The sequence below is a fragment of the Oligoflexus sp. genome (assembly GCF_035712445.1).
Taxonomy (GTDB): Bacteria; Bdellovibrionota_B; Oligoflexia; order Oligoflexales; family Oligoflexaceae; genus Oligoflexus.
Genome location: NZ_DASTAT010000128.1, coordinates 1 through 19,817 on the forward strand (window position 1 = coordinate 1; position 19,817 = coordinate 19,817).

General features: G+C 55.0%; 14 protein-coding genes. 8 read left to right on the forward strand and 6 right to left on the reverse strand.

Annotation, left to right across the window (positions count from 1 at the left end; all coding sequences use genetic code 11):
- A partial coding sequence (locus VFO10_RS27005) for a sensor histidine kinase (RefSeq protein WP_325145127.1) occupies positions 1 to 1,228 on the reverse strand: 1,228 nt, incomplete at its 3' end.
- A 113-nt stretch (positions 1,229 to 1,341) separates the two neighbouring features.
- Entirely contained in the window at positions 1,342 to 1,632 is a 291-nt protein-coding gene (locus VFO10_RS27010; RefSeq protein ID WP_325145128.1) for an Hpt domain-containing protein, read from the reverse strand.
- Positions 1,633 to 1,859: 227 nt separating this feature from the next.
- Between VFO10_RS27010 and tig the strand changes: the two genes are divergently transcribed.
- The 4 genes from tig (at position 1,860) to lon (ending at position 8,426) form a co-directional block, all read left to right on the forward strand.
- Positions 1,860 to 3,149: a trigger factor gene (gene tig / locus VFO10_RS27015; protein ID WP_325145129.1), complete on the forward strand. Its 1,290-nt coding sequence runs from the start codon at positions 1,860 to 1,862 to the stop codon at positions 3,147 to 3,149.
- 353 nt (positions 3,150 to 3,502) lie between these two features.
- On the forward strand, positions 3,503 to 4,102 hold the full coding sequence (clpP, locus tag VFO10_RS27020; protein ID WP_325145130.1) for an ATP-dependent Clp endopeptidase proteolytic subunit ClpP: 600 nt from the start codon (positions 3,503 to 3,505) through the stop codon (positions 4,100 to 4,102).
- 271 nt (positions 4,103 to 4,373) lie between these two features.
- Positions 4,374 to 5,675, forward strand: a complete 1,302-nt coding sequence (gene clpX, locus VFO10_RS27025) for an ATP-dependent Clp protease ATP-binding subunit ClpX (protein WP_325145131.1) — start codon at positions 4,374 to 4,376, stop codon at positions 5,673 to 5,675.
- Positions 5,676 to 5,894: 219 nt separating this feature from the next.
- Positions 5,895 to 8,426: an endopeptidase La gene (gene lon / locus VFO10_RS27030; protein ID WP_325145132.1), complete on the forward strand. Its 2,532-nt coding sequence runs from the start codon at positions 5,895 to 5,897 to the stop codon at positions 8,424 to 8,426.
- A gap of 62 nt (positions 8,427 to 8,488) precedes the next feature.
- Here the strand turns inward: lon and VFO10_RS27035 are convergent, their stop codons facing one another.
- Positions 8,489 to 9,043, reverse strand: coding sequence for a sigma-70 family RNA polymerase sigma factor (locus VFO10_RS27035; protein ID WP_325145133.1), 555 nt, complete (start codon positions 9,041 to 9,043; stop codon positions 8,489 to 8,491).
- A 154-nt stretch (positions 9,044 to 9,197) separates the two neighbouring features.
- Here VFO10_RS27035 and VFO10_RS27040 point away from each other — a divergent pair, with 154 nt between their 5' ends.
- Together VFO10_RS27040 and VFO10_RS27045 are read left to right on the forward strand one after the other, a co-directional pair.
- Positions 9,198 to 9,794, forward strand: coding sequence for an NAD(P)H-dependent oxidoreductase (locus VFO10_RS27040; protein WP_325145134.1), 597 nt, complete (start codon positions 9,198 to 9,200; stop codon positions 9,792 to 9,794).
- Entirely contained in the window at positions 9,787 to 11,601 is a 1,815-nt protein-coding gene (locus tag VFO10_RS27045) for a monovalent cation:proton antiporter-2 (CPA2) family protein (RefSeq protein WP_325145135.1), read from the forward strand. The genes VFO10_RS27040 and VFO10_RS27045 overlap by 8 nt, the downstream gene beginning before the upstream one ends.
- Positions 11,602 to 11,646: 45 nt before the next feature.
- Here VFO10_RS27045 and VFO10_RS27050 read toward each other — a convergent pair whose 3' ends face one another.
- Both VFO10_RS27050 and VFO10_RS27055 read right to left on the reverse strand, forming a co-directional pair.
- On the reverse strand, positions 11,647 to 12,639 hold the full coding sequence (locus tag VFO10_RS27050) for a hypothetical protein (protein ID WP_325145136.1): 993 nt from the start codon (positions 12,637 to 12,639) through the stop codon (positions 11,647 to 11,649).
- A gap of 88 nt (positions 12,640 to 12,727) precedes the next feature.
- The gene (locus VFO10_RS27055; RefSeq protein ID WP_325145137.1) at positions 12,728 to 13,789 is read right to left on the reverse strand and encodes a hypothetical protein; all 1,062 of its coding nucleotides are present in this window, start codon (positions 13,787 to 13,789) and stop codon (positions 12,728 to 12,730) included.
- Positions 13,790 to 14,010: 221 nt separating this feature from the next.
- Between VFO10_RS27055 and VFO10_RS27060 the strand changes: the two genes are divergently transcribed.
- Together VFO10_RS27060 and VFO10_RS27065 are read left to right on the forward strand one after the other, a co-directional pair.
- Entirely contained in the window at positions 14,011 to 15,303 is a 1,293-nt protein-coding gene (locus VFO10_RS27060) for a hypothetical protein (protein ID WP_325145138.1), read from the forward strand.
- Positions 15,294 to 16,622, forward strand: coding sequence for a sensor histidine kinase (locus tag VFO10_RS27065; protein ID WP_325145139.1), 1,329 nt, complete (start codon positions 15,294 to 15,296; stop codon positions 16,620 to 16,622). The genes VFO10_RS27060 and VFO10_RS27065 overlap by 10 nt, the downstream gene beginning before the upstream one ends.
- Before the next feature lie 18 nt (positions 16,623 to 16,640).
- Here the strand turns inward: VFO10_RS27065 and VFO10_RS27070 are convergent.
- Positions 16,641 to 19,817 (reverse strand): ATP-binding protein (locus VFO10_RS27070; RefSeq protein WP_325145140.1); only part of this gene is annotated, 3,177 nt, incomplete at its 5' end.

The window sequence follows — 19,817 nt, forward strand, 5'->3', positions numbered from 1 at the left end:
CCCAGATGTCGGGACCGATCTGAATATCCAGGCGGATGCCTTTGACCTTGGCATTCACCCGCATCAGATCGAAGACTTCGAGCACGATCTCGCGCAGGTTGTGATTCTCCCACTTGACCCGCATCCCCCCGGTTTGAACCAGGGCCCACTGCAGAAGGTTTTCCAAAAGCCCATGCGCCTCTTCCGAGGACACCGAGATCTTATCGACCATTTCCCGCAGCTGCTCGGTCCCCAGGGAATCGAGACTGTCGCTGATGATGCCGCTATAGCCTTTCAGAGCATTGAAGGGGCTTTTCAGATCATGGGCGATGATGGAAAAGATGCGATCCTTGGTGGCGTTGTTGCGCTCCAGGGCCTTATTGGTTTCCGCATATTTTTCGATGATATCCTTCAGATCCGCCGTGCGGCGTTCGACCTGATGCTCCAGATCACGGACAGAATCTTTCAAGCGCCTCGCCATGCTGCCCATGGAGCGCCCGAGCTGACCGATCTCGTCCTCGCGCTGGGAATGCAGAAGCGCGCGGAAATCCCCGCCTTCCAGCTGTCCGGCGGCATCATTCAGCTGCAGGATGGGACGGGTGACCTGGGATCCCACCAGCGCATTGAAAGCCAGCACCACGAGTAAAAGGACCAGGAGCGCGAGCACGAGGCTCGTGGCAGAATCCTGAAGGAGTTTCTCATAATTTTTTTCAGGCGCGATGGTGACGATGATCAGATCCTGAGCGCGGGTCATGGCCGCATACATCGGACCAGCCGCCGCGTGAACCTGAAGGGCATGCGTTCCGGTCAGTTGATCAAGCCGTCCAAAGCGATCCTGCAGAGCCTGCAGGGTGCAGCGCAGAAAGCAGTCCTGATGCAGAAAGACATTCTGATCCGAGCCGCTGCGCGCATAAAGCCTGTCATTGGCAAAGGGGGAATGCGCGACCAGCGTGCCATCCGCTTTCAGAACAAGGATCGTGGCCCAGTGACCCGAGGCGATCTGCTTCAGCTGCTCCTGGCGGGACGCCTGCACCTCGGTGTCGCTCTTATCATCCTTGAGCCAGCCATTCACGGTCATGAGCGCCACCGACAGCGATTTTTGCGCCGCCTCTTCTGTCATCGAACTTAGAAAACGCGCGGATTGCCTAAGGGACAGCCAGGAGACGAACAGAAGGATGATCAGCCCCACCCCGAAGAGGTGCGCGGAGAGAAAAAATTGGAGCCGGCGCGGCTGCCACCAGACTTTCATCCTGAACCCTTTCAGCTGGCTGAACCCTGTCAGCTGCCCTGGACATCTATGCTTAACGATTATCGGTCAGGAAGATTCGGTATGAAGCTGGCGGCTTTGGCAGTTTGGAAAATTCAGACGAATTTGAGTTCGAGCTCGGCGAGATAGTCTTTCATGTGCGAAAAGAGCAGACGGCACTTATCATACTGGCGGCCTTCGGCGCTGCGCTCCAGATCCCGCGCCATTTCCCCCAGTTCGAGGAGTCCATAGCCGGCTGCGTTCCCGGCGAGCTTATGACCAATCTGACGCAAAAATTCGAAGTCCTTCTTTTCCAGAGCTGTCTGAATTTTCATCATGTCTTCTTCACGGTTACGCAAATACCGTGGGAAAACATCTTCAAGCTCCTTATCGACCTCAACAATCACGCGATCCTCCCTTGCCACTATGGATTACCGGGTTCCTTTATATTATAGCTTAGGTCCTCCACCTGCGGTTGACAAAGTCAGGGGAGCTTCTATAATTTGCAAACTTTTCTGGTGGCTGACCGCCTGTGTGCCGTCTGCTGCTACCGTAGCATCCAGCAAAGCGATGAGCCAGGCACTACCCCCTGGGACCAACAAACAGCGTCGCTTTGCCTTAATCAGAGGTTGATATGAAGGCACTTGTCGAAGAAGTCAATACGGTCCAACGCCGTATCAAGGTGGAATTGTCGGCGGTTGATGTGAAAAGCGCTTTTGACTCCGTTTATCGCAAGTTGCAGCAAAAAGCCCGCATCAATGGTTTCCGTCCTGGCAAGGCCCCCATGAATGTCATCCGTAAGATGTACGGATCTTCGATTGCCTACGATGTCGCCGATCAATTGGTTCGCAATCACCTGTTCAGCGCCATCGAGCAGCAGTCTCTGCGCCCGATCGCCGCACCTGTTCTGGAGACCATGGACCTGCCGAAGGAAGACAACGACTATAGCTTCAGCGCCCTCGTGGACATCCTGCCCGCGCTGAAAATCGAAGGCTACAAAGGTCTGAACCTGGAAGCCAGCACGTCGGAAGTCTCGGACGCTGACGTTGAGCGCGAACTGGAAATGATCCAGCGCCGCCACGCCAAGACCAAGGACGCCGAAGAAGGCACAGCTGCGGGCGCCAACCACCTCGTGACCATCTCGCAAAAAGCCAAGGTCGATGGCGAAGAATTCCCTGAATTCACCTTCGAAAGCGTTCCGGTCGAGCTGGGTAAAAAATATCTGCTGCCTGAACTCGAAGATGCTCTCACAGGCATGAAAGCCGGTGAAGAGAAGGAACTGAGCATTCAGGTTCCTGAGCACGTCAACGACAAGAGCAAAGTGGGCAAGACTGCTCAGTGCACTGTCAAATTGGAAAAAGTTGTCGAGATCCTGTTGCCCGAAATCAACGATGAGCTGGCCAAGGACATGGGTGTTGACTCCCTCGACGCTTTGAAAACCAATATCCGTGATCGTCTGCAGCGTCAGGCGGAAGGCGCCAAGCGCAGCCAGCTCGAAACAGCCATCTTCGACCAACTGTCGGCCTCGAATAACTTCGAAGTGCCACCCTCCATGGTCGATCAGGTGATCGACAGCATGTTCGACGAGATGGAATTCCAAAACGATGCCCAGCGCAAAGCAGCCAAGTCGAACGAAGACGAGCGCAAACGCCTGCGTGACACGGCCAAACAAAGAGCGAAGAATACCCTGATTCTTTCCGAGATCATCAAATCGGAAAGCATTCAGGTGAACGATGACGACTTTGACTCCTATGTCAAAGAGTTGGTCGGCGGAGCCCAGGCCGGCAAGGAATTGGATGCCAAGCTCATCGAAAGCATCAAGGCTTCGATGGGTCCTCATGCCCGCGAATCCTTGCTGTTCAAGAAGGCCCTGGATTTTGTCATCGACAATGCCAAGGTCACCGAGTCTGCCGCTCGCACTTAAGCCTTTAATTTCAAAAATTCTTTCTGATACAATAATCTCCAGTCCAAATCCGGACTGGAGATTTTTTTTACGTCGACTTCAAAGCTGATTCTCTGCCCAAAAAGGAAGGATTTTTTTTCGCCTAAAGTCTTTGATCCGTCCGTCGAAAACCTATCAGGTTTTTTAAAGCTCCAGCAGGGAGCGTGAAAACCATGAGCGACGCGGCGTGGAACCAATTGCGGTTCGGCGATAGGAAGCATCTTGTCTTTGGCTGAGTTGTGGCTTAAGTTAAAGCATGTATGTATTGACAACTGCAACAGATTTTGTGGTTACGATACACGAAGCTAAACCCTGTGCTGCATAAGGAAGTGGGAATGGCCATCATACCAACTGTCGTGGAACAGACGAACCGAGGGGAGCGAGCCTGGGATATATATTCCCGCTTGCTAATGGAACGGATCGTGATGTTGGGCTCGCCGATTTACGATGAAATCGCGAATACCATTGTTGCGCAGCTTCTGTATCTCGAAAGCGTTGACCCTGAGAAGGACATCAGTATCTATATCAATTCGCCCGGGGGAAGTATCACGGCCGGATTGGCTATTTATGACTGTATGCAGTTGATCCGTCCGGACATCCGGACCTATTGTATCGGACAGTGCTGTTCCATGGGTGCGTGGCTTCTGGCCGCGGGTGCCCCTGGAAAACGTCATGCTCTGCCGAATGCCCGTATTATGATCCACCAGCCTCTGGGCGGTGCCGGCGGCCAGGCCACCGATATCGACATCCAGGCCCAGGAGATCATCAATATGAAGAAGAAGATGACGGGCATTCTCTCGAAACACACAGGTCGTACTGAGGCTCAGATAACCAAAGACATCGACCGTGATTATTTCCTGTCCGCAGAGCAGGCAAAGGAATACGGTATCGTTGATCACATCATCTCGACGGGAAAAAAACCGAAGAAAGAGTGATCGACGGCCCGTCCGGGACAAGTGCCTTGATCCAAAGGATCTGAGGCAAGGCGCCGCCGAAGACGGCGCACAGAGTTGGCTTGGGCCAATGAGTACGCCGGCTGAGAGTCGGCAACGCAGCCTCGGATTCTTTGGGTCGAGGCAGTAGGCGGCGACGGAGTGGGCGCCGGCCCATTAACTACGCCGGCTGAGAGTTGGCAACGAAGCCTCCGATCTTTTGGATCGAGGCAAAAGACAGACTTGGCAGAGAGCCTAAAGGGAGAGCAATTCTATGGCCAGCAAAGACAGCGGTTTGCATTGCAGCTTTTGCGGAAAAGGTCAGAAAGAAGTCAAAAAGCTGATTGCAGGTCCGAACGTCTATATCTGCGACGAATGCATTCAGCTTTGCAATGACATCATCGCCGAGGAAGTCGAAAAGGAAGAGTTGCTGAACACCAGCAACAAGATCCCGAACCCCAAGGACATCAAGCGCATCCTCGACGAGTACGTTATCGGCCAGGAGCGAGCCAAGAAGATCCTCTCTGTCGCGGTGCACAACCATTACAAGCGTATCGATCACAAGTCGACCGGTGATGAAGTTGAATTGACCAAGTCCAACATCCTTCTGATCGGCCCGACCGGTAGCGGTAAAACGCTGCTGGCCCAGACGCTGGCGCGCATTCTGAATGTGCCTTTCACGATCTCCGACGCCACCAACCTCACTGAGGCGGGTTATGTCGGCGAGGACGTGGAGAACATCATTCTGAACCTGCTCCAGAATGCTGACTACGATGTTGAACTGGCACAGCGCGGCATCGCCTATATCGATGAGATCGATAAGATCGCCCGTAAGGGTGACAACCCTTCGATAACCCGCGATGTGTCGGGCGAGGGTGTCCAGCAGGCGCTCTTGAAAATTATTGAAGGGACGATCGCCAACGTTCCGCCTCGCGGTGGCCGGAAACATCCTCAGCAGGAGTTTCTGCAGGTGGACACTTCGAATGTCCTCTTCATCTGCGGTGGCGCGTTCGCGGGTCTGGAAGACATCGTGGCTCAAAGGATCGAGACGAGCTCTTTGGGTTTCGGCGCCGAGATTCAAAGCAAGCGTGAGCGCAATGTCACGGAGCTTCTCAATAAAGTCACAACGGGTGACCTGGCAAAATTCGGTCTTATTCCCGAATTTATCGGTCGTTTGCCCGTGATCTGCTCTTTGGCAAGTCTGACTGAAGAAGCGATGATCGACATTCTCACGAAGCCGAAGAATGCTATCGTTAAGCAGTTCCAAAAGCTCTTCGATTTCGAAAACGTGAATCTCAAATTCACAGAAGGCGCTATGCGTGCCGTGGTGAAGGAAGCATTGAAACGTAAGACGGGAGCCCGCGGCCTGCGTGCTATCCTGGAAGAGTCGATGCTTGAGATCATGTATGAAATCCCTTCCGAGAAATCCATCAAGGAAGTGGTGATCACCGAAGAGCTCATACTCAATGGGGCTCAGGCAATTCTGGTTTATCGCACGCCCGAGGAAATGGCCGCGATCAACGCAGCCGCTGCGCGCGAAACGAAAGACCGGGACTTCGGTACGGGCGGAGCATGAGTTAAGCCCTGAAGTTCTTCTCGTCAAACACTCTCATCAGATTTGCAAGAAAGGCTCGCAAGAGCCTTTTTTAATTTTTGGCGGCGAGTAATATGGACTGTCTTCCTCGATTTTATTGCGCTAAGATACTTGTATGAGATCATCAAGTAGAGCGTAAGATTGAACGGCATCAGGCCTGACAGGGACTGGTGTGCGATCACTCATGAGGAGGCAGACAGAATGTCGGATGAGTCCAAAGACCCTGTTAGTAAGCCAGAGGCCGTCAGAATACCATTGCTTCCTCTGCGCGACATCCTGGTCTTTCCATCGACCGTCGTGCCTTTGTTTGTCGGTCGTGAGAAGTCGATCCAGGCGCTAGAGCAGGCCATGAGTACGAACAAGGAAATCCTGCTTGCCGCGCAGATTAAAGCCAAAACCAACGAGCCAGCGCCCGAGGACATCTACTCGATCGGCACTATCTCGACAATTTTGCAGCTTCTGCGTCTCCCCGACGGAACAGTGAAGGTACTGGTTGAAGGTCAGAAGAGAGCCCGGATTACCGAATACGTGCAAACCGAAGACTATTTCCTCGTGAAGGCAGAAGCCCTCCCTGAGCAGAAGTCAGCGGGCGTAGAGAACGAAGCCCTGGTCCGCACCGTGAAGATGTCCTTTGACAACTACGTAAGGCTTAACAAACGCATCCCACCCGAGATGCTGCTGTCGATCGCTTCCATGGAAGACGAATCGAAGCTGGCGGACACGCTGGTGGCTCACCTCAGCAACCTGAAGCTGCAGGACAAGCAGCGCCTTTTGGAAGAAACCAATCCAGCCAAGCGTCTGGAAGATCTCTATGGTTACATCCAATCGGAAATCGAAATCATGCGGGTCGAGAAGAAGATCCGTGCCCGCGTCAAGCGCCAGATGGAAAAGACTCAGAAAGAGTACTATCTGAACGAGCAGATGCAAGCGATCCAAAAGGAACTCGGCGACCGCGACGACGGCCGTCAGGAGATTTCGGACCTGGAAAATGCAATTAAAACGCGCAAGCTGAGTGATGAAGCCCGCGAAAAGCTCATGAAGGAAGTGAAGAAGCTCAAGCACATGTCGCCGATGTCTGCGGAAGCTACGGTTGTCCGCAACTACATCGACACTGTTCTTTCTTTGCCTTGGAATGATTTCTCGGAAGAAATCCGTGACACTCTCTATGCGGAAGATGTGCTGAACAAGGATCACTTCGGCCTTGAAAAAGTCAAGGACCGTATCCTTGAGTATCTATCCGTCCGCGTGCTGGTCGACAACATGAAGGGTCCCATCCTTTGCCTTGTCGGACCTCCTGGTGTTGGTAAAACGTCGCTCGCGCGCAGCGTCGCCACCGCCACCGGCCGTAAATTCGTTCGCGTTGCCCTCGGCGGCGTCCGTGACGAAGCGGAAATCCGCGGTCACCGCCGGACCTATATCGGTTCGATGCCCGGCAAGATCATCCACGCTCTGAAGAAAGCCGGAAAATCGAATCCTGTGATCCTGCTCGATGAGATTGACAAGCTGTCCCAGGATTTCCGCGGTGACCCGTCATCGGCGCTTCTGGAAGTTCTGGATCCCGAGCAGAACCACACCTTCAACGATCATTATCTGGATCTGGATTATGATCTGTCGAATGTCCTCTTCCTGGCGACCGCCAACTCGCTTCACACCATTCCCCGTCCTCTCCTGGACCGTATGGAAGTGATCTCGCTGGCCGGTTACACCGAAGAAGAGAAGGTTGCGATCTGCAACCAGTATCTGATTCCCAAGCAGCTGAAGGAAAACGGTCTGGATGGCCAGGACGTTCAATTCCTGCCCAAGGCTTCGCATGAACTGATTCGCTACTACACTCGCGAATCCGGTGTGCGTAACCTGGAACGCGAACTCGGTTCGATCTGCCGTAAAGTGGCGCGCAAGCACATGAAGAAGATCGAAGGTGATGCGCATGAGGAAATCAAAGGCAAGAACGGCAGCGACAGCAAGGAAATGAAGCCGCTGAAGGACAAGCTGAAGATTGCCCCGAACAGCATCAGCGAAAAGATCAACGAAAAGTCCGTGAACAAGTATCTGGGGCCACGCAAGTACCGCATCGGCCATCAGAACGAGCATAACGAAGTCGGCATGTGTACAGGCATGGCCTGGACCGAAGTTGGTGGTGATCTTCTGGTGTGTGAAGTGAATGTGCTTCCCGGCAGCGGCAAGCTCACCATCACGGGTAAGCTCGGCGAAGTCATGCAGGAATCCGCGCAGGCGGCATTGAGCTACGTGCGTTCCCGCGCGAAGTTCCTGAATATCGCCGAAGACTTCTATACGAAAGTCGATCTGCATATTCACGTGCCCGAAGGCGCGATCCCGAAAGATGGTCCCAGCGCTGGTATCACCATGGCCACCGCTCTGACCAGTGCCCTTACGCACCGCCCTGTGAGCAAGGATGTAGCCATGACTGGTGAAATCACCCTGCGCGGCCGCGTACTGCCCATCGGTGGTCTGAAGGAAAAAATCCTGGCGGCGCACCGCGGCGGCATCAAAAAGATCATTCTGCCGAAAGAGAACGAGAAGGACCTGATCGATATTCCAAAAAATATCCTGAAGGAACTGAGCATCGTTCCGGTGGAGCACATGGATTACGTTCTGATGCATGCTCTGGTCTGGAAGCATCCGGATCACAGCAATGAAGTTCAGGATGAACTCTTCGAGAAACTGAAAAAAGTGACAGAAGCCGAGACGGACGAGCTGTCCTTTGCGCATTGACTCCTGTTTCCTGCACGTTACTTAGTTGAAGGGCGGGTTTATCCCGCCCTTCTTTTTTTGGTTCAGGCATCGAAACCCGCCCGTTCGAGCTCATCTTCAAAGGTCTCCAGATCACGACGCCACTTATCCCGAAATTGCCGACGCATCCGAAACACGCGGCCCGATATCGTGCCGAGGGGCTCGCCGAATTCCGCGGCGATTTCGTGCAGGCTCTTGCCCTCGCTATAAAACTTTTTGAAGGTGAGGCTGCTCGGATGCTGCGAATTCATGGCATCGACCTGCGCCATGAGTCGCTCCAGATAAAACGCCGTGGGAATGGCATCGTGAGCCGGCCGGGCCCAATGCTCCTCATGGCCTTCGAGGGGATGGAGCGCGGCCGACTTGTGCTTGCGCCAGAGGTCGATGGCGCGATGCCGGGCTGTTGTGACCAAAAAAGCCGACGCACTGCCGAGGGACATGGCGCGACCGGAGGTGAGGTAGCTGACAAAGCAGTCCTGCACCAAATCGTCGAGGTCAGTCTCGCCAACGCCGAACTTTCGCAGATAGCGCTTCAATTTCGGTTGAAGCTGACGATAGATTGCGGTGACATCCTGAGGTGCATGTGTGGGTCTGACCATAGCGTTCCCCCTTTCTGAGGGGAAACTAACGTCAGCGCTTGTCGGCATCGAGCGATCAATGCTCTTATGAAGAAATAGTGTTCCTGAAAAACCCCTTTCTGCGAACAGCCTCAGCCTTTTTGACAAGTTGAGGATCACGGAGGAATCCCTGCGCATGACCTATCCACGTTCGATCCTGGTCCTCTATGCTCATCCGAATCCTGCGCAATCCCATGCGCAGAAGGCCCTGCTCGGGGCCGTTCAGGGGTTGGAAGGCGTCGTCATTCACGACCTCTATCGACTCTATCCGCATTTTTACATAGATGCCGCTGCCGAACAGAAGGCTCTGCGGCAGGCGGACCTTGTTATTTTTCAGCATCCGTTTTATTGGTACAGCGCACCGGCCTTGCTGAAGGAATGGCTCGACATCGTGCTGGAGCAGGGCTTTGCGTTTGGACCCGGCGGCACGCTTTTGCAGGGAAAGGATTTTCTGCAGGTGGTTTCGTTTGGCAATCAGGAGACCAGCTATCAAAGATCAGGCGGCAATCGCTTCACCCTGACCGAACTTCTGCGGCCCTTTGAAGCCACGGCTCGGCTGTGTGGTCTGCATTATCATAAGCCCTTTACCGTTCAGGCCGGATCCTATGCCGAGCCCGCTCAATTGCAGGCGAAAGCGGAGGCCTATCGGCAGCTGCTGATGCATTATCGGACTGAAGGGCCTTTGGCTTTGAAAGCTTTGAACACAGCTGAGGAGGCCGGTTCGCATGACTGATGGCGCGCTGCTTTTCATGGTGATTCTTTTCGCAGCGGCTCTGCTGGCGGTTCCTGTCACAGCGAGGCTCGGCCTTGGTTCGGTGATCGGTTATCTGCTGGCTGGCGTTCTGGTGGGCCCCGGAGTTTTCGGTTGGGTGAACAATCCCGAGAAAATCCTGCATCTCGCTGAATTCGGCGTCGTGCTCTTTCTTTTCCTGATCGGTCTTGAACTCAATCTGAAGCGTCTCTGGACCATGCGGCGCACAATCTTTGGCCTGGGGTCGGCGCAGCTGATCGTCACCATCCTGCTGGCCGCGGGGGCCCTGCGTCTTTTGCAGTGGGAATGGCGGGAAGCTTTGATGGCCGGCATGGGGATTGCGATGTCATCGACTGCGATCGCGATGCAGATCATCAGTGAGCGCGGGCTCAGGCATCATGCGGCGGGGGAAAAAGGTTTCAGCATCCTCCTCTTTCAGGACATCGCCGTCGTGCCCCTTCTTTTGATGGCGGCTTTTTTAAAGCCGACTGTGGATACTGCTCCCATGCAGGGCCTGACGTTTACGCATGTGCTGACCGCGGTGCTGTCCATCGTCGGGATCATAGTCGGCGGTCGGTATCTGACGCGCCCCGTATTTCGCTGGATTGCGGGCGCGCGGATTCGGGAGCTCTCCATCGCGTTTTCGCTGCTGATCGTCGTCGGGATTTCCTATGTGATGATGAAGGTCGGTCTTTCGATGGCGCTGGGGGCTTTCCTTGCCGGGGTGATCCTTGCGGAATCGGAATATCGGCATGAACTGGAAGCGAATATTGAACCGTTCAAGGGTCTCTTGCTCGGTTTATTTTTCCTGGCCGTGGGAATGACGGTGAATTTGAATCTGATCGCCGAGCAGCCGCTTTTGATCGCCGGTCTTGTCATTGGACTCGTGCTTTTAAAAACACTGGTGATTATAGCAGTGTCCTGGTTCTCCGGCGTGCAGAAGCGCGATAAGATCCTGCTTGGCCTTCTGCTGTCCCAGGGTGGTGAATTCGCGTTTGTGCTTTATAGCCAGGCTCTGCAGGAAGGGGTTTTATCTCCCGAGCGCGCGGATATTCTGAACGGTGTCATCAGTCTTTCCATGCTGACGACTCCCCTTCTTCTCCTCGTCTATGACCGCTGGGCGGCGCGGGCCTGCATTGAAGGGGAAATCAAACGCGAAGCGGACGCGATGCCCGAAGAGAAGCATCCCGTTATCATTGCCGGCTTCGGTCGTATGGGTCAGATCGTGGCGCGTCTTCTGCATACCAACCATATATCCACGACTGTGATTGATCATAGCCCGGAGCATATTGATAACGTTCGGCGCTTTGGATACAAGGCCTACTATGGTGATGCCACGCAGCTGCAGCTCCTGGAGGCGGCGGGCCTGTCGCAGGCTCGCATGCTCGTCATTGCCATGAACGACCGGGAAACGATCAATCGCGTGGCCGAGATGGTGCGGCACGAATATCCCCAGATCCCCGTTCTCGTCCGGGCCTATGATCGTACGCACGCTTATGAGCTGATGGATAAAGGCGTCACGCATTTCGAACGTGAGACCTTTGGTTCCGCGCTTCTCATTGGCTGTAAAGCGCTGGAGATCATGGGCGTGCATCCCTACCAGGCCTGGCGTACAGCGCAGCAGTTCCGAATTTATGATACCGAGACCTTGCACCGGCTTTATCCTTACCGCCGCGACGAAAAACAGTTCATCTCGAAATCCCGCGAGGCCCGCGAGCAGCTCGAAAAACTCTTCGTGCAGGATGAAGTTGAAATCAAGGAGTCGGATGTGTCGGATGGCTGGGATTAGTGAAGTCAGGCGGCGGCGTTGGGACGCCGGCCGCGGGGCGGAATTTTATTCCTGATAAAAATAATCCTGGGGCTGCGCGAACACGCGGCCGCCGTCCAGTTGCTTTTTCAGCTCGTCACCGTTCAGATAAGTTTTATAGGCCGCGTCGTTCGCCAGGAAAACCTTATACCAGGACGTGGCGTAACGGGCGATTTCCTCGTGATGGGAACCACCGAAGACGACATCCTGATGAGCCATGCCGCTGAATTTGGCAAAGGCCTTGGGGACCTTGACGCGTGATGTGGAAACGGAGCGTTGGATCAGTTGGGGCGGCGCGACCGTATCGCTGCTGCCGGAGATGTGAAGAACAGGAACGGCCTGGGTCAGAACCGCAGGATTATAGGCACAGAGGCCGACGGCGGCTTTTACGCGCGTGCCGAGTTCGTTGACGGCCAGCGCGGTTCCCGATCCACCCATGGAAAAGCCCATGATGCCAAGACTCGTGGTGTCCACGCGACCGGCGATGGGGCTGGTGGTCTTTTGATTTTCCATTTCAAGTTGCGCGAGAGCCCCTTTGTGGCCGCTGGCCCAAATGCGGGGATCGAAGGAATAGCGGTTGGTCGGCGTGAAGATGATGGTGATGATGCCGTGACTCGCCAGATGCGAGCCGAGCCAGCCCATGTATTCCTTGGTGTTGGTGTAACCGCCGCTCAATGTGGTGGCGGGGAATTTTTGCTGGGATGAATCTCTCGGATAATAAATCACGGCGGATTGATAGGCTCGGTTCGCAAGATTCGCCGTGTAGGAGCTTACGGAAAACCGTCCCCTGCGGCCAGGATCCGGGAGCGTGGCGGCCAGGGCCGATGCATCCGATGGATCGGTATTGCCGTTCTGCAAAGGGATTTCGGGCATGGATGGTGCGGCCGCTTCCCCTTCGTCCGGGATGGTTGAGTCTGCAGTCTGACTCGGAACAGGACCTTCATTTTTCGACGTTTTGGAAGTTTGGGTGCCGCAAGCAACAAGGAGTCCAACATTCAAGAGAGCAACAAGAGATCGCATGGAAAAACCCTCCAATTCTCAAGGGTCTTATAACACGCGAACCCGGATTTTTTTTGAACCAGACTGCGTGCGGGCCGTGCGATAGGATTTACCGTAAGCCCACGATCAGAACGATGGCTCCAAGGATAAGGGCGATAGCCCAGATCATGGTGTTGGAGAGATGGAATTCCTCCTTCGCTGTCGGCGAGACTGCTGGTGCGTCTTCGGATGCGACCGCAGGCACGTCTTCAGATGCGACCGCAGGTGCAATCACTGGCGCAATCACTGGTGCAATCACTGGCGCAATCACTGGCGCAACCACAGGCGCAACCACAGGCGCGGCCTCAGGCGCTTCGAAGCTGACTGGCGTCACGCGCGGTGCGCGAAGGGCACGGGCCAGGGCTGTGCCGGCAGCGCTTGCTGTGGGAAAGGTTTCATCAGCCAAGGGATCCAGGGCGGTTCGGTCGTTGGCATGACCCAGACCCAGATAAACCCGAAGGCCTGTTTCCAAAACATCGTCGATGAAAACAGGATCGCTCCAAAACCTGAATTCATGGTCCTCGCCTCCCCGCCTTACAAAAAGAACAGCCTGCACGACACCCGCATAACGATGAGCAGCCGCCAGGACTTCCGCTCGTTCCGTCATCCGCAAGATTTCCCGCCGAACAGGACCGGGATAGGCGCCTTCTTTTTTCAGCTCGTCATCAACATCATGGATGGCACGTTCAGATCCCAGAATCACAAGACCGGATTCAGGCAGCTGAAAAAAATCCGCCAGCCGAAGTCGGGGCCGGTTGCGCGGCTGCACGGCCTGGCGTCGAAGCTGACCACCCGAAACAATATGCCCCTTCAAGACAGGCGTCAGTGACGAATTCGTAGCGGTCAGGAGAAGCCGGCCTTCCATCACCACTCTTTGGCCGGGAGCAAGACCCTCCACTTCCGCACGCGGCAGCTTCACCGTCAACTGCGTTCCCTCGTCTTCAAGAACGCAGGTCGTCTCGTCCGGCGTTTCACAGCGCAAAGGCCCCTTGATCCTTCCTGTCACCTTTACTTTGCGTGGCCAGCGTCCACGATGGGAAGCCCTTGCCACATGATGCAGGACCTCGGCTGCCGACAGTTCCGGGATCTGAGCCGCGCGTATTCGAGAGAGGAAAGGAAGTTCAAAGTCCATAAGAGTCCAGCTCCAAAGGATTCAAGAGGAGGTGTCAGCTGATTCTTAGTGCAGCTTTGATTCCGCGGTCAACACCAAACAACAAGGGCAGGAACAGGGGCAATAATGGCGTCTCTTGTGATAATGAGAGTTCTTTCTTTGTGATGATGAGGTACAAAAATCGTGAGGTTTCCGATGAAACCTGATCCTTATCAATTCCTCACTGCGGTTTTCACAAACCTATGAAGAAAAAAACTCGTAAGGAACGATTGGATTTTTACGTCGGCCAGGTATTTCATACCATAGACTCACTTTTACCCCGTGATTTTCCACGCAATGATCGGCTGGTTCTGTTCCGAGCCCGGGCATTTGCGCTTTTCGTTGTCTATGGAGCCGTTCAGTCGCTGCTTATCGTGCTCTTGATCGGCACCGATGTCGGATTTCATCCGATGATGAGCACCAGCCTTCTGCTCTATCTCATTGACCTCGTTTTCATAATTCTGATGAAGTGGATCATCCCCATGGATCGGCTGGCGCTGGCCTTCGTTATGCTGGAGACGTTTGCGATATGCGCAGCGCAGATCCTTTTCGGGGGCAGCGTCGTCTCGCCCTCTTTCATCTTCCTGCCGCTCCTGCTGCCTTTTGCCTTTCTCGTCTGTGGTCGCCGGCTGGGCTGGGTGGCAGCCATCTGGGCCAGCATCTGCAGCAGCCTGACTCTTTTCGCCCTATATCCAGAGGGTTTGAAGCCGCCTTTCCATCTGAGCTTTGAACATTATCTGACAAGGCTTGAAAGCTCTGTTTTCTTCGCCTCGTTCCATACAGCTCTTATTCTGGGTGCTGTTGTCTATTTTCAGTTCCGCTCCGAACAAAGTCTGATCGAAGAGAAAAAAAGAACGGACAAGGTTAAGAAACTAAATGAGCTGTCTGAATTTGCCCATTCCATTCTCTCGTTGATCGAAACCCCTGTGCGAACACTCGGGGCCTCCTTTGCTGAACTCAAGACCCTCCGCGATCATGGGATTTCCACGCAGGACTTGAAAAAGACCGTGGAGACCATGCATCAGCAGATCCTGACCGTGGCCAAGGTCGCGCATAGCTACAGCATCTTTCTGCATCCTTTCGAACGACAGGAGCGGAGTGTTCTGGATGTGAACAAAATCCTCGAATATGTCGAGCTCATCTGCACACCTCAGGACGCGTCCCATCCATCCCTCCTTGCCGTCAAGGTCCCAAAGGGAAACGGGCCTGTCTTCGGCACCATGAACAAGCTGGTGCTGGTGCTTGTGGGACTTGTTCAGGAACTCTTGCAGGAAGGGCCAGGCCCTATTCGCCTGTCCGTCATCCAGCAAGAGCCCCATCTGCGCTTTCAACTCGCTCAGTCATCAGCGGATGATTCCCGCCCTGCGATCACCAAGAACTATATTGAAGATCTTGCCGGGGACAATCAGGCCACTCTTACGAGCTGGACCGCGAAGGACGAACGTGGTTTTCATCTGGATGTGCCGCTGGCAGGGAGGACGACAGCGTGTCTCTGACAAATTGGGGTCGGCGCTTTATAAGGCTCCTTGATTATTTCATTCACCCGCCGCTCAAAATGGACGGTATGATCCAGCGCCTGCGGGCGCGGGTCCTGGTGGGTACAACCCTTTATTATCTGCTGCATGGCATCGGTGTCTGCCTGTTCATGGTCTTCGTGGAAAAACGCAGTGTGGGCTGGATACTTCTGACTTTGCACCTGTGCGTGAGCGGGGCGATACTGTCTGCACTCCAAAGAAGTTCCTATCTGCGGCTCATCGCCGTCCTGCTGACGCTTTCCATCCTGGTTATGACAACTCTTAGACAAACCATGCAGGCCAGCATCTTCGCGCCCTTTTACTTCTGGATACCGACGCTTTTGGTGTACACGACATTCATTTCCGGTCCCATGTTCGGAGTGCTCCTCGTTTTCCTGCTCTGGATCCAGGTGCAGGTCTCCATTTCCATCAATGCCGGGCATGGTTATAGCCTTGGCGGCCACAAATCCTTTGATGACCTTTTTCTAAGCCTCCTCATCGGATTGAATCTTTCCCAGTGGGTCGTGTCCGGTATTTCCTGGGCCTTTGATCTGGTCCGGGAACGATCCGATCGCCAGCTGGAAGAGGAGATGCGGAAGAATTCCAAAGCAGCGCGTTCGTCAGCCGTCAGCGAAATGGTCGGCAGTTTCGCGCATGAAGTGAATAACCCTTTGGCCATCATCCAGGCGGGACTCTATCGGCTGGGAAAGGTGGACAGTGATCAGAAATTCTTTGGCGAGGCTCAGCTTAAAACCTTTCAGAATATGGAAAAGGCCTTGGATCGGGTCCTTTATGCCACCGAATCACTCAAGGCTTTCGTGGGGCATAACGATCAGGAACCGCTGACCCGCGTCACCGCCCGTGATCTTCTGCGTCAGCTTCTGATCATGACGCAGAGCGAGATCACGTTCGGACAGTTGGAACTCAAGCTTTCTGACAACACCGGCCTCGTCTCCTTCCCATGCCGACCTTTGCAGATCATCCATGTCCTCAGGAGCCTGGTGGCCAATTCCATCGAAGCGCTTGCAGGACGCAGGGATGGTGTGATCCATGTCGAGGCTCTGCTGAACGGGGAGCAGACAGCCGTTCAATTCCGTGTGATGGATAACGGGCCCGGCGTGGCGCCCGAGATCGAAGACAAGCTCTTTCAGCCCTTTGTCACGACCAAGACTTCGGGCGAGGCGCAGGGCCTCGGGCTTTGCCTCTGTCGGGCGATTGCCGGTGAACATCGGGGTTCTTTGGAATACCAGCCTGAAAAAGGCCCTGCATGCTTTACGCTGCAGCTGCCCCTGATGCCATAAGGTTTGTAAGGGAATGAATCAGGACACGCGAGCCCGCTCGACCTTGTCCGAGCGCTGCGTTTTCAAGGTAATGATGAAGGTCGGGGACTTCGCTTTCCCATCGAGTTCAATCCGACCATGAACCCTTTGCAGAAGCCGCCAGACTATCGAGAGACCGAGGCCAGAGCCCTGCCCGCCCTTGCTGGTGAAGCCGCGCTCAAAGATCGAACGGGCTATGGTTTCCGGTATGGGCGGCCCGGCGTTGATCACATGAATCATGACATTGTCGCCCGCGGCATCCGCATTCAATTGAATCCAACGCTCGCCCGCGGGGAGCGCCTGCATCGCATCGCAGGCATTGCTGAGAAGATTGAAGAGGATCTGCATCAAAGCGCCCGCACTGATCTGAACATTCAATGAGACGAGCGAGAGCTCGACCCGAATGCGTTGACGAGCGAGGCGCGGACGGCTGAGCTTCAGAACGGTATCCACCGTGCGGACCAGCTCGCAGCTCGCGTCCCCTTCCTGGGTGCGATTGAATTCCAGGATGTCCATGATGAGATCCCGGGCGTAGTGGGATTGATCGCGCAGCAGCACAAAGGATCGCACCAGAGTCAGCTGGTGATCACAGTAAAGCCTGTCCTCCTCGGAAAGCCGCTGCATGCTCTGCCAAATGCCATGCTTATCGGCCTGCGGCATCGGCAGGTGCGCGAGCCGCATGCGCAGGGAACGGAGTATCGGATCCTCGCTCTGCTTCAGATTCGCAAAGCTGAGTCCATCCAGCCCGGAGTCGGGACTGTCCCCGATATCCCCATCCGCCAGGACATCCGCGGCGCGGCTCCAGCCTGGGCCTGCCAGCGGCAGACGGCGCAGCAGCTGCGCCAGCATCCGGCGATCAATGCGCTGATTAAGGTCCGAGAACTGGAAAATGTTTTTCAGCTCATGACTCAGTTCACCCAAAAGCTCACCCAATTGCGCGAGGCGATCGCGTTCTTCGAGCTGGCTCATGCGACGATTGATTTCCAGACGATGCAAAAGGTTTCGCACCCGCATCAAAAGTTCGTCCTGATGGATGGGCTTGGCCAGATAATCGTCAGCGCCCAGGCCCAAACCGAAGAGCCGATCATCCTCGCTGGCCCGCGCTGTGATCAGGATCACAGGCGTATCCTGCAGCAGCTGGTCGCCCTTCATGGCTTTGATCACATCCTCGCCGGACACCTGCGGCATCATCATATCGAGCAGCACCAGATCCGGAAGCTCGGTGCGCATCTTGACGAGCGCCTCCTGGCCGCCATAGGCAATCAGGACTTCATAACCCTGATTTTCCAGCATATGCTGAATCACTTCGCAGTTGATCTCATTATCATCGACCACCAGGATCCTCTGGGAAAATCCCTGATGAATGCGGGAAGCGGGGGAACGAACAGGAGTCGTCGCAGGCGCGGGCAAAGGAGCCAAAGGCAAGGCCAGCGTGGGAACATCCGCGCGCGTCGGCTTCACATGCACCTGGCTCTGTTCGGGGATGACCACTCTGAAAGTTGATCCGCGACCCGGCTCCGATTGCACGTCCACCGTCCCGCCCATGAGTTCGATCAGGTCCCGCACCATGGAAAGTCCAAGGCCGCTGCCTTCATAATTCCGCCGCGCATCATCCGCCACCTGATGGAATTCCTCGAAGATGGCATCCAGCTGGTCCTTGGGTATGCCGATGCCGGAATCGGAAATGGTCAGGACCATCCGATCGGCCTCGCGCTGCATCACCATCTTCACATAGTTGCTGCGCTGGGGATCGGCAAACTTGAAGGCATTGCCCAAAAGATTCCGCATGATCGTCGCGATCTTCTCGCGGTCGCCGACGAAGTGATCATCATCTTTCTTCCAGGCGCGCTCCGCCTCGAAGCGCGAGTCCACCCGCTTCAAAAGCAGGCCCTCGGCCAGGTGGCAGGCCTCAGCATAAAGCTCATCGAGCGAAATCATGCTGTTTTCCAGGGTCAAATTGCCCTTTTTGGATTTGGCCAGATCCAGGATGGTGTTCACCTGGTTTTTCAAGGACTCCGCAAGGCGAATGCATTTCAAAAGCTGCTCGCGCGACTGGGGCGTCTGCGGCCCGTAGCGATCGTCGCTCAGCAGCTGAAGAAAGCCAATGATGCCGTTCAGCGGCGTCCGCAGTTCGTGGCTTGTATTATGAAAGAAGACCGTGCGGGCCCTTTCCTTTTCACTGATTTCCAGCAGCAGCTCTTCATTCCGCTGGAAGGTTCGATTGAAGCGCCGCCCGGTCGTCAAACTCTGGGTGAAGGCGAAGAAGAGGATCGCATACTGCACCAGGAAAATACCCGGCATATTCTGAAAGAATACGAGGTAATCATTCAGGCCCGCCAAAGCCAGACCCGTGATGCCCAGAGCGGCCAGATCCATATCCTTGGCTTTTTTCACGGTCAGGAAACCCATGATGCCAGCGAGCGCCAGGGCATTCAGGAGGAGCGACAGAAAGCAAAGCTGTATCACATACTGAACCATCCAATCGAAACCTACGGTGATCACCAGAAGAGACCCCGCAATATTCAACGCGATCGAGGCATTGCGCGTATAACGCAGGGCCGGCATGGGATGCATCGCAGCGAACATGATGGCCACGACCACAAAGGCGAACTGGGTGCACCAGTAGTTGAGAATGATGGAGAAGGGTTCCATCCATGCGGCCCCTTCGACGAACCAGAATAAAAACATCTCCGTCCCGACAAAGCGGAAGAGCAGCGTCACGGCGAAGATCGCCGACCAGAGATCCAACTGACTGCGACGGCGGCCCAAATAGAGCGCAAAACTATAGAGCGCGACCAGGAAAAACCCGCCCATGATCAGCGCCCGTTCCATCTGCTTGAAAATCTCTTCGCGATAGATCGTTTGACCCTGTCCCAAACGGGGAGCCGCAAGGATACCCAGATTCGTGTAATAGGCGCTGGCGTGCATGATGAGGGTCACATCTCCGCCCGCGAGCATGGCCGCAGGCAGAAGAACGATACGCTCACTCACGTCACCGATGGACTCGTCCCGTGTTTTCCCGACGCGACCGTTTTCGATGAGTTTCTGCACGGCGCCGGTCTGATTATTTTTTATAAACAGGGTATAGGCCGACTGAACCATCCAAAGACGCAGGCGCAGGTCATGCGAGCTTTCCGCCGTCGGCAGAAGGAGACGGCTCGCGAAGGTCCCGTAACC